Source organism: Microbacterium sp., assembly GCF_049661145.1.
Classification (GTDB): Bacteria; Actinomycetota; Actinomycetes; order Actinomycetales; family Microbacteriaceae; genus Microbacterium.
The window spans coordinates 1-14278 of record NZ_JBASZT010000209.1; the positions used below are offsets into that span (position 1 = coordinate 1).

At 66.8% G+C, this 14278-nt stretch carries 13 protein-coding genes; 11 read left to right on the forward strand and 2 right to left on the reverse strand.

What is annotated here, in order from left to right:
* The first annotated feature begins 227 nt into the window (after positions 1-227).
* The 5 genes from WBP48_RS08875 (at position 228) to WBP48_RS08895 (ending at position 5746) form a co-directional block, all read left to right on the forward strand.
* A complete protein-coding gene (locus tag WBP48_RS08875; protein ID WP_198553654.1) occupies positions 228-1985 on the forward strand; it encodes a KAP family P-loop NTPase fold protein in 1758 nt (585 codons plus the stop codon).
* Between the two features lie 56 nt (positions 1986-2041).
* Positions 2042-2936 (forward strand): IS5 family transposase gene (locus WBP48_RS08880; protein ID WP_424439155.1). Its coding sequence is split into 2 segments (ribosomal slippage): positions 2042-2392 and positions 2394-2936, totalling 894 coding nucleotides; the frame shifts between segments, so codons are not numbered across the junction.
* Between the two features lie 307 nt (positions 2937-3243).
* Positions 3244-3693: a hypothetical protein gene (locus WBP48_RS08885; RefSeq protein WP_198553655.1), complete on the forward strand. Its 450-nt coding sequence runs from the start codon at positions 3244-3246 to the stop codon at positions 3691-3693.
* Positions 3690-4979 (forward strand): 7-cyano-7-deazaguanine synthase, encoded by a 1290-nt coding sequence (locus WBP48_RS08890; RefSeq protein ID WP_424439158.1) that lies wholly within the window; start codon positions 3690-3692, stop codon positions 4977-4979. The genes WBP48_RS08885 and WBP48_RS08890 overlap by 4 nt, the downstream gene beginning before the upstream one ends.
* Positions 4976-5746, forward strand: a complete 771-nt coding sequence (locus WBP48_RS08895) for a TatD family hydrolase (RefSeq protein WP_101305224.1) — start codon at positions 4976-4978, stop codon at positions 5744-5746. The genes WBP48_RS08890 and WBP48_RS08895 overlap by 4 nt, the downstream gene beginning before the upstream one ends.
* A gap of 59 nt (positions 5747-5805) precedes the next feature.
* Here WBP48_RS08895 and WBP48_RS08900 read toward each other — a convergent pair whose 3' ends face one another.
* The gene (locus WBP48_RS08900; protein WP_113681778.1) at positions 5806-6126 is read right to left on the reverse strand and encodes a hypothetical protein; all 321 of its coding nucleotides are present in this window, start codon (positions 6124-6126) and stop codon (positions 5806-5808) included.
* 264 nt (positions 6127-6390) lie between these two features.
* Here WBP48_RS08900 and WBP48_RS08905 point away from each other — a divergent pair, with 264 nt between their 5' ends.
* Genes WBP48_RS08905 through WBP48_RS08930 form a run of 6 tightly spaced genes read left to right on the forward strand, consistent with a single transcriptional unit; the run spans position 6391 to position 13569 of the window.
* Positions 6391-7149, forward strand: a complete 759-nt coding sequence (locus WBP48_RS08905; RefSeq protein WP_424439163.1) for a TnsA-like heteromeric transposase endonuclease subunit — start codon at positions 6391-6393, stop codon at positions 7147-7149.
* A 34-nt stretch (positions 7150-7183) separates the two neighbouring features.
* Positions 7184-9334 (forward strand): integrase, encoded by a 2151-nt coding sequence (locus WBP48_RS08910; protein ID WP_424439166.1) that lies wholly within the window; start codon positions 7184-7186, stop codon positions 9332-9334.
* Positions 9331-10509 (forward strand): AAA family ATPase, encoded by a 1179-nt coding sequence (locus tag WBP48_RS08915; protein WP_101305227.1) that lies wholly within the window; start codon positions 9331-9333, stop codon positions 10507-10509. Before WBP48_RS08910 ends, WBP48_RS08915 begins: the two co-directional genes overlap by 4 nt.
* Complete coding sequence (locus WBP48_RS08920) at positions 10509-12926, forward strand: TniQ family protein (RefSeq protein WP_424439169.1); 2418 nt, start codon at positions 10509-10511, stop codon at positions 12924-12926. The genes WBP48_RS08915 and WBP48_RS08920 overlap by 1 nt, the downstream gene beginning before the upstream one ends.
* Positions 12923-13117 (forward strand): hypothetical protein, encoded by a 195-nt coding sequence (locus tag WBP48_RS08925; RefSeq protein ID WP_101305229.1) that lies wholly within the window; start codon positions 12923-12925, stop codon positions 13115-13117. The genes WBP48_RS08920 and WBP48_RS08925 overlap by 4 nt, the downstream gene beginning before the upstream one ends.
* Complete coding sequence (locus tag WBP48_RS08930) at positions 13114-13569, forward strand: hypothetical protein (protein WP_424439173.1); 456 nt, start codon at positions 13114-13116, stop codon at positions 13567-13569. Before WBP48_RS08925 ends, WBP48_RS08930 begins: the two co-directional genes overlap by 4 nt.
* Here WBP48_RS08930 and WBP48_RS08935 read toward each other — a convergent pair.
* The coding region (locus WBP48_RS08935) for a hypothetical protein (RefSeq protein WP_424439176.1) at positions 13514-14278 on the reverse strand (765 nt) is incomplete at its 5' end. The two genes, WBP48_RS08930 and WBP48_RS08935, sit on opposite strands and share 56 nt — an antisense overlap.

Sequence of the window (14278 nt, forward strand, 5' to 3'; positions counted from 1 at the left end):
TGTAGGTTCCACGCCGAAATGACATATTCCACGGGTAGTTGGCAGGCACTTGGCATCTCTGCCAAGTGCCGTGGACACGCGCTTGTGGCTGAGGCGTGTGGTTCTGGGGAGGGAGTCGGTTCCAGTCCGTAGGGTCGGAACGCTGGCCTGGGTTGAGTTGCGAAGCACTGGGGGTTGTTGTGGGGTCAGATTTTCGGTTGTGGTCGGATGAGCCATCGGCGACAGACTTGCTGTCGTTCGATGCGATCGCGGACACCGTGGTCGATGCGCTATTCGACGGTGAGCTGGATCCAGTTGCTCTCGGTCTTGAGGGCGCTTGGGGTAGCGGCAAGACGACGGTGCTGCATCTGATTGAAAATCGGATCGCCACGGAGAACGTGGATGGTCAAGTGGTTGTCGTGGTTCGGTCGAACCCTTGGCAGTACGACCCGGCAGTGGGCGCCAAAGAGAGTTTGATAGCCGAGATCCTCGGTGCGTTGAGTGCTGAGTTTGACGCGTCCGACCCTGTGGGATCGGCGGGTCTGACTGCACTGAAGGCGCTGGTGAAGCGTGTCAACTGGTCCAAGGCTGTGAAGATGGCGGCCCGAACGGCTTTGACCTTGCAGCTTCCGTCGTTGGACGACGTCTTCGACTTGGTCAGCGACGACCCTGAGTCACTCGATTCGCCCAAGGGCATGGCGTCTTTCAAGGAGGAGTTCCAGAAGCTGCTGGCCGACCCGGCGTTGGCGCATGTGTCGCGAGTCGTCGTGTTGGTCGACGACCTCGATCGATGTCTACCGCCGACTGTGGTCGAGACTCTCGAGACGATCCGCTTGTTCCTGTCGGTCCCGGGGATGTGCTTCGTCGTGGCCGCGGATGAGGCGCGGGTCGCGGAGGCGATTCGGATGCATCTTGGAACACCGCTTGTCGGGGACGGGCGAGAGAGTGTTGCGAGCTTGTATCTCCACAAGATCGTGCAGACGACGGTGCCAGTTCCGGCATTGAGCGCGTTCGACACGCGGGCATACTTGTTCCTACTTCTGGCGAAGCAGGAGTGCGGCAGTGATGATGCGTTCGCAGAGCTGGTGCGGGCGTGTGGTGAGCTGCGCGTCGCTGCCGGGAGCCTCGATGACCTGGAGCTGCCGGCGGATGGTTCGTTGCGGTCTGCGATGCAGAGCGCGGCGAGGTTGACCCCGATTCTGTATGAGAAGTTGCAGGCGAACCCGCGTCGAATCAAGCGGTTCATGAATGACTTGAACGTCCGGCAGTCGATCGCGGATCGGCGAGGGATTGCATTGTCGCCGGATGCGGTCGCGAAACTCATGGTGCTGGAGCGCACGTTGCCGACCGACTTCGACACTCTGCTCGGTTGGCTGAGCGCGGGGGTGCTGCGTCCCCGGCTGGAGCGTTTGTCCGAGGTCGCAGAGTCCGGCGCCGCCGCCGATCGCGGGGACGCAGATGATGGGGAAGGTGTCGACGAAGAGTCGTTCTCGGCAACCATGATCCGGTGGGCCAAGCTTCCGCCTGCCCTCGACGCGGCTGCGGCTGGCGGGTACTTGACGCTTGCGGCGGCGTTCCATGGTCGGCTGCTCGTCGACGAGGGGCTTCCGGAACAGTTGCGGGATATCGCTGCGGCATTGGCGTCAAGGTCGCAGATCGAACGTGAGGCGGTATCTCAGGACGAGCTACAGGCCTTGCCTCTGGGAGATGTGTCGGTGCTGCTCGATCATCTCGGCCGACGCCTCCAGGACGAGCCGGGCGTGCAGTTCGCGGCGGTGAACGCGATCATCACACTGGCGCGACTGCATCCGGCGGTACAGCAGGAGGCGCTCGTCGCCCTGGCTCGGCTGCGCGCGACCGATGTGAATGCCTCGACGGTGATGCTGTTCCGTTCCATCGAAGCTCAGTACGTCGATGTCCTTGAGGGGTGGCGCGTGGTGGGTGCCGACGATACCGACACCTCGAAGGCGCTGACATCGCTGCTCGGGCCGGTGGTGGCGTCCTGATGGGAACTAGGGCGTGTCTGACAAAGGTTGAGGGCTGCGGCTGAGAGTCTCGATGGGTGTCGCGGTTTCAGGTGCTTTCGGATGCTCAGTGGTCTTTGATCGAGGAGATGCTGCCTCGTCCTACGGGCCGGCCAGGGCGGAGGTTCTCCGACGCCCGCACGATGGTCGAGGGCATCGTCTACCGGTACCGGACGGGGATCGCGTGGCGTGATCTGCCGGAGGTATTCGGCCCGTGGCAGACGGTGTGGACCTGGCATCGCCGGATGGCGTTCGATGGGACGTGGGATCGAGTGGCGGCGAAGGTCACGGCGGCGGCAGACGCTGCGGGCATGGTCGACTGGTCGCTGTCTGTGGACTCCACCATTGCCCGCGCGCATCAGCACGCGACGAACACGACCCGGCACACAGGGGGCTGGATCGAATTACAAGGATCTGACGCTCGAGCCGCCTGATCACGGCATCGGCCGCTCCAGAGGCGGCTTGTCGACGAAGATCCATCAGCTCGTCGACGGCAAGGGGCTACCCCTGGTCACGCTGATCACGCCGGGGCAGGCGGGCGATTCGCCGATGTTCCTGCCGCTGATGGCGCAGCTGCGAGTCGGGCGTGACATCGGCCGGCCCAGAACCCGGCCCGACGCGGTCCGGGCCGACAAGGCATACTCGTCTCGCGCGATCCGCGGGCATCTGCGTTCCCGCGGGATCAAGGCCGTCATCCCCGAACCCGATGATCAGAAGGGACACCGCAAACGACGCGGGTCACACGGCGGTCGCCCGGTCGGACTCGACGCCGCCGAGTACAAGAACCGGAACGTCATCGAACGCGGCTACTGCCGAATCAAGCAGTGGCGAGGACTCGCGACCCGCTACGACAAGCACGCCGTGATCTACCGCGCCGCCGTCGTCCTCAACGCCGTCATCGCCTGGACCAAGACATTGTCAGACACGCCCTAGTGGTGTGTACAAGGGAGGCGGCGGTGCAGCGGCTGCCGGACTGAGGGATGCGCTGAGCGACTGGCTTGACAGCGCATCCGCGCCATCGGCTCCCGCAGCTGGCGCCCCGACGATCGACGGGCGCCTGGATCCGAAGCGTGTGGGCGGGGCGTTGCGGTTGTGGTCCGGCCCGTCGGGTGGTGGCCGATCGGGTCGCGCTGGAGGATCCGGGAGCTCCGGTGGCGGCCGTTCTAGCGGCGGCGCGCAGCGCTCGGCCGCACGCGTAGCCGGCCCAGCCGGCAGCGCTGCGACTCTGTCGACCGCGTACTTGCGGGGTGAGCGCGCACCGTTGGAGGCGGCCGGGCTCGACCTCGATGAGCTTCGCGCCCTTGATGATCCGCTCGAGGTGCGCCGGCGCATCGTCGAGGCCGCGTTCGAGTCGGAACCTGACAGTACAATCGCCGATGGCGAGGCGCGACTGATCGTCGCAGACCTCGTGACGTGGACGCTGGAGACTCCGCGGGATCCGGCGCAGATCGTGCGCCACACGGTCGAGTTGATGATCGCTCGTTCCATCCTGACGGAGGTCGGCGACCGGATTCGACAAGAACCGAGGGCTGCGCTTCGGCGTTCCGCAGAGGATGAGATCCGACTCGCCGCGAAGGCATGGGCGATGCGATTCGATGTCGCCGCGGTGACTCTGGATGGCCCGTCCATTAGCGCGGCGGTCCAAACAGGCGTGACGGATCTTCTTGCTATCTATGGGGATGAGTCATGACGAGCATCGCTCTGTGTCTGTCCCGGGAGGATGCTGCCAAGAGCGGGGCGGACGAGGTGTTTTTGTGGGATGGCACGCCGGACGATTCCTTCAATACGGGGTTACGACCGGACCTGCGCCAGCTCGGGACAGTTCCTTCGATCAATGCCGACTTCGTTCGTGTGGCCCTCACCGTCTATGTCGCAGACCATTCGGTGAGACGTGAACGGGGTGGATCGAACTGGAATCAGCGCGACCTAGTCTTGACCGTGCCGGTGATCCACGCGGAGAAGTGGCAGGCCGTCGCGGCGGAGTTGGAACGCACGCTCGCGTTCCTCACCGGCGACCGGTGGACTCTGCAGTTCGCCCGACTCGCCGCCTCCGAGACGAGTGGTGTGCTGGTGCCCGACACGGCCGCTCGGACGGTTCTGGTCAGCGGCGGCGCGGACTCCGCATCCGGCGCGCTGGTGTCCGCGGCATCGCTCCGGTCCGGGGAAGGGCAGCGGCTTGTCTCCCACTCAAGCTCGGGTGCGGGAGCGAGCGCCCCGCAGCAGCGTGTCGCCGCCGCCCTGGAGGCGCTGTTCAGCGGGACGACCATCCACCATTACCAGGTGCATTTGCAACGCAGAACACATCGCCTCAACGGCACACGATTTCGACGGGAACCGTCGAGCCGCTCGCGATCGTTGCTGTTCCTCGCGCTCGGGCTGGCAGTGGCAAGCCAGAGTGGCCGCGGCCTGTGGATCGCCGAGAACGGCTTCGCCTCCATCAACCCCCCACTTGGCCCAGAGCGGGTGGGAGCATTGTCGACCCGCACGACGCAGCCTTGGTTCCTCTGGCGCGTGGGCTCACTGTTGACAGATCTGGGCGGGTACGGCGAAATTGAGAATCCCTTCCAAGCCTTGACGAAGGGCGATGAGTACCGACGCGTCGTCGAGCTGGTCGGCGCGGATCGTGCCGCGGCATTCCTCAGCGCAACGAACTCCTGCTCGCACAGCGACCAGCAGTACTTGGGTCAGGTCGCCAGTGGTTCGCACTGCGGAAAGTGCTTCGGCTGTGTCCTTCGTCGCGCCGCGTTTGCCGCGGCAGATCTTTCCGATGCCACCCCGTACCTCGCCGACCGCGGAGGACGCTTCGCGAAGTATGCGGAGCAGCGGTCGATCGAAAACGCGGTCCGAGACTTCGTCGATGCGGGCGTGGACGAGAGCTTCCTCATGACAACCCCACTGCCCCCAGCCCTCACCGTCGCCGACGCGCGGACCCTATACGCACGGGGCTTGGCCGAGTTGGAAAACTATCTGGGATGAGACGCCTACCTCCCCTGGACACGCACGCGCACGTCGCGTTGGACATCGCGCCGTTCGAGCTTGAAAAGCTGGGCGCGGTTGTCCTGATCGCTACCCGGTCACTCGACGAATACGCGCAAGTGGAGTCGCGTTCGGATCGCGCCAGCGTATGGGGGGTGGGGTGTCACCCGGGTCTCGTCGGCGCCGATCGTGGATTCGATCCGGATCGCTTTGCGACCATGCTCCAGTCGACCTCATATGTTGCGGAGGTGGGACTCGATGGCGCGTCCCGCGTTCCACGCGACACCCAGCGGGCGACGTTCGAACGCATCGTTAAGGCGGTCGAGACCTCCCCTCGGATCGCTTCAATTCATAGCTACCGGGCGACCAGCGCTGTACTTGAGGTGTTGCGTGCATCTCACCTGCGTGCGGGGGCCGTTCTGCACTGGTGGTTGGGCACGCCTGAAGAGACTCGGGAGGCTGTCGCGTTGGGCTGCTACTTCTCGGTCAACTATTCGATGACCCGCTCGCCCGACGTGCTCCGAGCTATCCCGCGAGAACGTCTACTTGTCGAGACCGATCATCCCAGCGGTGATCGTTTCTCCCAAAGCCCACGCCGACCAGGCCGGGTGGAACCGGTCGAGGCCGGGATAGCGCGGGCGCTCGGCCTCGCGCCCGCGGTTGTCCGTACTGTCGTCTGGTCGAACTTCGCCGCGCTGGTCGACGACACAGGAGTCGATTCCCTGCTCCCCGCCGCGCTTCGACAAATGATCCAGTCCGCGAGGTGAGACGCGTGGTTCCGCGCGCAGACGGTCGGGCGGGCCTAGCCCGTAGGTGACCGTCGCCGTCAGGACGCGGAACGCTCCTCGGCCGTGCTCTGCTCCTCCACGTACTGGCTCGCCGCATTCCACCAGGGATTCCCGCGGACCCGGTACAGGATGGTCCGCTCTCCGGGCACGCGCTCGACGAACTCGATGAAGTTCGCTCGGCGGAGCTTCTGGATCAGTGGGTGCACGATGCCAGGGGAGAGCCGCGTGGCGTCGGTGATCGTCTTCGATGAGAACTTCTCGCCGCGTAGCCCGGCGATCTCGACCATGACGCTGTACATGTAGCTGTTGCCGAAGACGAGCCGGGATTCCTCCGGCGCGATGGGCTCCAACATGGTCATGTCCTTGAGTGTCGCACAGGCGGCCGACGTGGGCTTCAGGCCGGCCTGTGGGCGTTGATTTTGTGGTCCCTATATTTGTATCCCTGACGGTGACTTGTTATCTATGTGACGTCCACTACAGTGAATGTCACATTCACTAGTATTCGTGACTCGCATATACCGAATTAACCCGTGATAGCAAGAGTGAGATCCTGAATCGTATTTCGCGAATCTATGGCGGCAGCGTGCATTCTCCCGGACCGATTCGACCCTCACGCTGGCTTCATGACGGAGCGCGAGCAACTCGGGACGCGGGGCGGAGCGTTCCCGGCGGATGTCGGGCTGATGGTTCGCAAAGCGGGTGGCGAGGTGGACGTTGTTCCGCTGCAGTCAGCTCGATTGAGCGTCTTCGACGCCGCCGTCCCGTGGCGTGATTTCCGCTGGTACCGGGGGCAGCGGCATTTCTCGGGCAGCTACTGGTCGGCAACCATGCAATCGCATGTCGGATACGAGTCGCGGCTCGAGTACGCGAACCTGCTGTTGGCCGACTTCGACCCTCGCGTCGACTGGATCCTGTCTCAGCCGTTCCTCCTCGAGGGGGAGGACAAGGGCACACGCCGTCGCCACATTCCCGACTATCTGATCGTCCACGCGGACCAAACCGTCTGCGTGGTGGATGTGAAGCCCGCCGCGAAGCTCACCATCCCGAAGGTGCGTGACTCGCTGAGCTGGTCGCGGCGCGTGATCGAACCCCACGGGTGGGAGTACCGCGTCCAATCCGAGCCGGATGAGGTGTTGCTGCGCAACGTCCAGTTCCTTGCCGGCTACCGCCGACCCTTCCAGTTCGCCGACGGCGACGTCACCGGCGCGCTCGGCGAGCTGAGATCGCCCATGGCGTTCGGCGAGGCGGTGCGCGCGATTCCGGCCGTCGCCGGCGGGCTTCTCGCAGCACGCGCGCTTGTCCTGCACCTGCTGTGGGCTCGCCGGCTGAGCACCGACCTGACTCGACTTCTGAGCGCCACGAGCATCGTGACGCGGGCCTGAGATACCACCCCCTCAACACCTGAAGGAGATAGCGATGAGCAGCACGTGGACCCTGAAACCCGGCGTGGACATCGTCTACGACGGCGATGCCTGCACCGTTGCGGAGATCTGCGAGGGCGCGGTCATCGTCCGTACCCGAACTGGGCAGGTTCGGCGCCTGCGGATGATCGACCTCCTGCGCCCCCGCGCTGAGGGAGGTACGACACGCATCCCCGGAAACAGTCGCGATGAGGACGCGGCTCCACTGGGTGTCGTCTGGGCCGATGCCAGCGACGCGGCCCGCGCGGTGTCCGCCGAGCGCGCTGATCATGTGCGAGAGGTCCTCACCGGCTACCGGTCGGGGGCGGCCGAGATCGCACGTGAGGGCGAACCGAAGCTCGCCTACCATCCGGAGCGTCGCATCGAGGAGCGGATCGCGGCGAAGGCGCTCGAGCTCGGTAAGGGTCGCCGGACCGTCGCGAGGTGGGTGGCGCGGTATAAGGATGCCGGCGAGATCGGACTGATCGATCACCGCAAGGCGCAGCCGGGCAATCTGCTCGTCAACTTCGACGACCGCTGGGTCACGGCGGCACGTGAGGTCATCGATGAGCAGACGCCGGAGTCGAAGGTCGCGAAAAGCATCATCATCGCGAGAGTCAACGCCCGAGCCGACCGCACCCACGGGCCAGGTATCGTCGCCGCCCCTTCTCGAAGCGCCGCATACAAGATCCTCGACGAGCTCTCCCGTGGCCGCGCGACCTTCTCCGGGAGCACCAAGCGCAAGCGCTCCAACGCGAACCGGCCGCCCGCTCCGTACGGACGCCTGCACGCCACCGCGCCCGGCCAATACGTTCTCCTCGATACGACGCCGCTCAACGTCTTCGCCGTGGCCCCGGTGACGGGCAAGTGGGTCGCCGCAGACCTCACGGTCGCGATCGACCTCTACTCCCGCTGCATTCTCGGCATGCGGCTGACGCCCGGCTCAACGAAATCCATCGACGTATCCGGCGTGCTCATGGAAGCGTGCCAACCCTTCGACACTCCCGCGGAGTGGGGCACGAGCGCACGATGGCCCTTCCACGGTGTCGCCGGTTCCGTGCTCGTCGACCCGACGCGCATCCGCGTCCCGCGGTTCGTCCGTGCGGGGATCCTGCCCGACACGATCATCGTCGACCACGGCGCACCGTACCTCTCGGAGCACGTGACCAGCGCGTGCGCACGCCTGGGCATATCCATCCAGCCGGCCCGCGTCTACCAGCCCACCGACAAGAGCCCTGTCGAGAGGTTCTTCCGCACCCTCGACACGTTCCTCCAGGAACTCCCTGGCTACAAGGGCGCGGACGTCGGCGGCCGCGGCGACGACGTCGAAGCCGACGCGGTCTACACGGTCCCGCAGCTGGAGCAGATCATCCGCGAATGGGTCGCGACGGTCTACCACCTCCGACCCCACGACTCCCTCGAGGATCCCCGCCTCCCCGGCGTCAAGCTCAGCCCCGCCGAGAGATACGAACAGGGGCTCGCCGTTGCCGGGCAACTGCGGATGCCGATCGACCGGAGCGTTCTCCTCGAGCTGCTGCCGGTGGTGAAACGGCAGTTCAATCACTACGGCGTCGAGATCCACAAGCTGCGCTACACCGGAGACTCGGTCGCGAAGTACCGCAACCGCGCCCGGTCGATCCACCGAGACAAGGGCACGGAGTGGCCGTTCGTGGTCAACCCCGACGACTTGACGCAGATCTACTTCCACGACCCCGAGGACGGCACCTGGCACACCCTCGAGTGGGAGCACAAGGGAGCCTTCGACACACCGTTCAGCCTCGACGCGCTGGAGTACGCGAAGAAGATCGCGATCCGCCAGGGTCGCCCCTCTCAGGTCGACGACGTCGCCGCGCAGCTGCTCGAGGACTGGGGCGCGGGACGCGCGCTCACCCCATCGGAGAGGCGGATGAGTTCCCGCATGGCCGCGCAGCTCAACGAGAAGGATCCCGCGGCTGACGGGGTGTGGTCGCTGCGCACCGTGCAGCGGATGCTCGAGGCCGAACTGAACCCCACCACAGATCTCGGACGGGAGCTCACCGGCGAGGTCCGCGACCCACGCAAGCGCGTCGACATTCCCGAAACGGGCGATGACGACGACGAGGACGACATCGACGAGCCCACGATCCGATCCGACTACCACTTCGAGCCGATGGAGATGATCCAATGACCGCCACAGTCCCGGGCGAGCACGACGCGCCTCGCCGGCAGCGGAGCCTGTCGACCTACGAGGGATGGAAGGACTTCGCCGAACGTCCCCCGCGCGATAAGCCCGCGTTGCTAACGACCGAGCAGCTCGGATCGCTCGGCCCGGACGAGTTCGCGCGGTACAACGCGGACCGGCGGGCGTGGCACGCGAACATCCTGCTGCGCACCCGGCAGGTGCACGGGGTGCACCTGCAACTGGGCGACATCCTGGACAGCAACCTGCAGGACTCCGACCGGGTCAAATCCGCCGCCGCCCTCGACGCCCCACCGGCCCTCGGGAAGTCGACGGTGGTCAACACGTTCGGGCGCGACTTCCACCGTCAGCGGATCGCGGAAGTGGGCGAGTACCTCGACGAGGATCGCGACATCCTCCACCTCCCGGTCTGCCACATCACCGTCCCAGGGCGCCTCACGATCAAGGGCCTGCACATGATGATCCTCGGGTTCTACGCCCACCCCGCGACCGCGGGCATCCTGCACCGTTCGATGGCCGGCCGAGATCTGGCGCGGGCGGCCGCGGACTGCATCGAACGGCACGACACCCGCCTCGTGATCATCGACGATCTGCACTTCATCCAGATGCGCACCCGCGACGGTGTCGAGGTCGCGAACCAGCTGAAGTGGCTGTCCAACGAGTACAGCGCCACCTTCCTGTTCGCCGGCGTCGCGCTCCGCGAACGCGGCCTCGTCGGCGAGGGCGCGACCGGGAAGGAAGCGGCGATGGCGCAGACGTTCCGCCGCTGGACCGTGCTCAGCCTCGACCCGTACAGCCTGCGCACCAAGCAGACCCGCCAGGAGTGGGACAGCCTGCTCTGGCACATCGAACAGGCCCTCGTGCTCGCGGACGCGCACGAAGGGATGCTCGTCGACATGTCGCGGTACCTGTTTGCCCGCACCACCGGCAACATCGGCTCGCTCATGGACCTCATCCGCCGCGGCGCGTCCCGCGCCATCCGCACCGGCGCCGAGCGGATCGACCGGAAGCTCCTCGACGACATCCGCATCGACGAGGGAGCAGAAACGGAGCGCACCGAGCTGCAGGCCAAGCACGACCAAGAGGATCGGGCACGCCGTGAGCGGCGCCGACGCCGACTGAAGAGCGACGGCGCCGAAGAGACCGGCGAGGAGGCCGCCTGATGAGCGAGACGGCCGGTGCCGTGCGCGTCCTTCCGTTCCGGGTCCGCCCCTTGCCGGATGAGCCGTTCGACTCCTGGCTGGAGGCCTCGGCGGCCGCGAACCGCGCGACTGTCGCGGAGATGGCGTGCGCGCTCGGCCTGGTGGAGCAGGAGGGCGGCAGGGCGGTGTCAGCGACATCGTGGATGGCCGCGCAGTGGGCGACCGAGCTCACCGATGAGCAGGCGTCCCGGCTGGAGCGGTCGACGGGGATCCCGGCGGCGCAGTTCCAGGAGATGACGCGGATGCGGTTCGCACGCCACGCGATCCGCTACACCCGGCAGGGACGGATCAGCTTCCGCTGCCCCGTCGGCGGGATGGCGGGACGGTACTGCCCCGAATGCCTGGCGGACTCCGGAGGCAGGTGGCGGATGTCGTGGCAGTTCCCATTCACCTTCGCGTGCGTCAGACACCGCCGCATCCTCGCCGACAACTGCCCGGTGTGCCACAAGCCACCGCGTCACACCGGGCACCCGCTCGCCGGGATCCCACACCCCGGGCACTGCCACAATCCCGTCGCCGGTGCCGGGACGGGCCCGATCGCGAGCCGCTGCCGCGGCGACCTCACCGCGCACCCCGAGCGCATCACCGCACCCGATGCCGCGCTCCACGCGCAACGCCGAATGATGCAGATCCTCTCCACCGGCGAGGGCCGGTTCGGGATCTACGCGGACGCCCCGCAACCCGCGATCACCGTCCTCGAAGACATCCGACTCCTCACCCGCGCCGCAGGAGCCGCGCTCTGCGATGGCGGCGACCTCGAGATGGCGGAGTTGGGAGCCGAACTTCTAGCGGCGGTGCCCCGAGATAAGCATGAGTGGACATGGGCCGGGCCGCCGTCAGCCGCCGGCGGCGCGGTCGGTACGACGATCGCGATCGCCGCACTCGAAGACTCCGACCGTGCGGTTCGGCTGCTGGCTGGGCGCCTCGCGGTGAGCACGTCGTACACCGGTCAGACGCCGCAGCTGCAGCGACTGATCGCAGCGTCCCTCGGACGCACCCGACGACCGACGCTGTTCCTACAAGCTGCGCCAGCCTCGGACGTAAACCCGGAAGACCGGGCACGAAAGGTGCCGGCACAACTCTGGGAGGAATGGACGAACGCGCTCACCCCACGCCGCATCAACAGCGACGTCGCCGCGTCCGCGCTGGCCGCAGCCGTCGTGTTCACCGGCACACGGCTGACCCACTCCGCGGCCCTCGCCCTCCTGGACTCGACGGCACCCATCCGCCAGGTCACGCATGTGATGCGTGAACTCGGCCGGTCGGGCGCGGAGACGCCTGCCCTCGCGGCGATCCTCAACCTCGCCGCCTGCCTCGACAGCCACGAGACACCGATCGACTACGCACGCCGCCGCAGACTCGACTGCACCGATCTCCTTCCCGAAGAGGACTGGCATCGCCTCTGCGCCCGGGTGAATGTCCAACCTGGCTCCGGCGCCCGACACCGCCATGCGCGCGCCCACCTCTACCGGGCCATCACCGGCAACTCGATGCGACGCGCACCGGAAGCATGGGACGCGGCCGGGATATCTCCGCGGACGGTCACGACCTTCACGATGACGCTGCCGGACTCTGTGCGCCGTGAGCTGGACGACGTCGGTCGCGCCTTCCTGCTCCGCCAAGGGATCGACGAGCCACTCAACTGGGCGCCCCCACTGTCGACGCACATCGAACCCGCCGTCCGCAGCGACCCCGTCCGTAAGTGGGCGACGGCCAGACCCGTCCGTGGCGCACTCGACACACCATCTCGCAGCCGCGAACTCATCGCCCAATACGGTGAGGGCGCGACCACCTATGAGCTCGCACGGCGGACGGGAGTATCGCGGCAGACGGTGTCGCGTGTGCTCGCCGACGGCAACAGCACCCTCCGCCGCGGACGGCCCACCACGTTCGTCATCGACGAGGCTTGGCTGCGCGAGCGGTACGAGAAGGAAGGGATGACGCTGCGACAGATCGCGGCGCTCGTCGGCTGCAGCGCCCCCACGATCGCGCACCGCATCCAAGCGGCAGGCATCACGATGCGACCCGGCCCACACGACCGCACCCCTCACCCACTGGCCGGCCGGTCACGGCTCCTCCAGCGCGCCCTCGTCGGCCGCCACCCCATCGAACGCGCGCGCCGATTCCTCATCGCCACACAGCACGACAACGTGCGCGCCGCCGCGGCGACCATCCGCACGACCCAAAGCTCACTGAGCGCCCAGCTCGCAAGCCTCGGCGCCGACGTCGGCGGGGGCCTGTTCGTTGCCGCGGCACGCAACAGGCCGATGCGCCTCACCCCACTCGGCGAACGGCTCGCTCGCGAGCTCCATCGCGCCCTCGCCGCCGACCCCCATACCCAGACCACATCACCTACCGAAGAGAAGAAGGCATCATGACCGAGAAGAAGCGGACCTCCAGTCGTCTGCAACGGGCAGCACGGGAGCGCATGAAGGTGACAGGGGAGAAGTACACCGCGGCGCTGATGGCCGTGACGGAGGACGCCGGGTCACAGACTGAGCTCAGCTCCCCGCCGACCACGCCCGCTGGTTCACTGCGCGCGTCCGTCGACCCCGAGGCGCGGCGGTGAGCCCCGGCTCTACCGAGGATGGCGAGCCGGTCCTCCAGCCCGACACGATGCAGTGGAACAACTCCGGGTGGACCGAAAAGCCATGGTCGGCACCCCACCTGGCGCCGCTGTTCACCGAGCTCACGTCAGCGAAGACCGCGCCGAGCTGGGCGCGTCGCGCTGTGAAGATCATCCACCGGTACACCCGCGAGCACGGCGAACCGCCGACGTTCCGCGAGCTGTTCACCGAGCTCGCCGCACAAGACCCCGACTACGCCGACCACGAGGAGGCGTGGTCGTCACGCGCAGTCCGGAGCCTCGTGATGGTGCATTGGCGAAGGCAGGGATGGGTGCGCTACCGGACCGAGACGCGCACTCTCCGATCCGGCCCCACCGCGAACGGCGACCTGTTCCCGGCTACCCGTCCGCCTCGTCGGGAGGGAGCGCGGCGAGAAGCTCCTCGAGAACGATGACGAGCTCGTTGTATCCCTGTGTGTAGAACAGCGCGTCCGAGCCCGGGGTTTCGCCGCCGACGATATCGGCGAGCACGGTGCGCGCTTCCCGAGTTGCGGCCTGCAGTCGTGTCTCGATGTCCGGCAGGCTGCGGATCCATTCGTCGATGACGGTGAAGCGGATGGGCGTGAAGTCGTGGGCGTCGACGCCGACGTGGAACTCGTGCCCGTGGGGGCCGTGATCGCGGGCATGCGTGTGACCGTGCAGCAGCGGAACACCATCATCCGCGCGTGGGCGGTGGGTTGTGTGCCGGTCGGTGCCGTGCGAGTCGCCGCTGTACGAGTAGTGGGATGCCAGGATCCGGTACCCGCGGCGGGTGCCCTCGATGACCTCGGGGAGGATGCTCCACCCGGCCGCCTCGTACAGCGGGGCGAACCGTTCGATCGCGCGCCTTGACTGTGTTGCCGGCGAAACCCGGTCGTGGTTGCCGGGCACGAGAAACCGTCGCCCGTTCAGGTGCGCGGTCAGCCCGACAGATTCCTCGATCGGTCCGAGCGCGAGATCACCGAGATGAAGGACGATGTCGTCCGCTCCCACCACCTCGTTCCACCGTCGCACCAGCTCCGCGTTCATCTCTTCCACGGTCGCGAACGGGCGGTCGGCGAGTTCGCTGATCCGTGCGTGGCTGAAGTGCTGGTCCGAGGTGACGAAGTCCACCTGGTCGAAGTC

Coding starts and splice junctions, on each gene's coding strand:
- WBP48_RS08890 (WP_424439158.1), top strand. CDS start 3,690: ATGACGAGCATCGCTCTGTGTCTGTCCCGGGAGGATGCTGCCAAGAGC.
- WBP48_RS08895 (WP_101305224.1), top strand. CDS start 4,976: ATGAGACGCCTACCTCCCCTGGACACGCACGCGCACGTCGCGTTGGAC.
- WBP48_RS08900 (WP_113681778.1), bottom strand. CDS start 6,126: ATGACCATGTTGGAGCCCATCGCGCCGGAGGAATCCCGGCTCGTCTTC.
- WBP48_RS08905 (WP_424439163.1), top strand. CDS start 6,391: ATGACGGAGCGCGAGCAACTCGGGACGCGGGGCGGAGCGTTCCCGGCG.
- WBP48_RS08910 (WP_424439166.1), top strand. CDS start 7,184: ATGAGCAGCACGTGGACCCTGAAACCCGGCGTGGACATCGTCTACGAC.
- WBP48_RS08915 (WP_101305227.1), top strand. CDS start 9,331: ATGACCGCCACAGTCCCGGGCGAGCACGACGCGCCTCGCCGGCAGCGG.
- WBP48_RS08920 (WP_424439169.1), top strand. CDS start 10,509: ATGAGCGAGACGGCCGGTGCCGTGCGCGTCCTTCCGTTCCGGGTCCGC.
- WBP48_RS08925 (WP_101305229.1), top strand. CDS start 12,923: ATGACCGAGAAGAAGCGGACCTCCAGTCGTCTGCAACGGGCAGCACGG.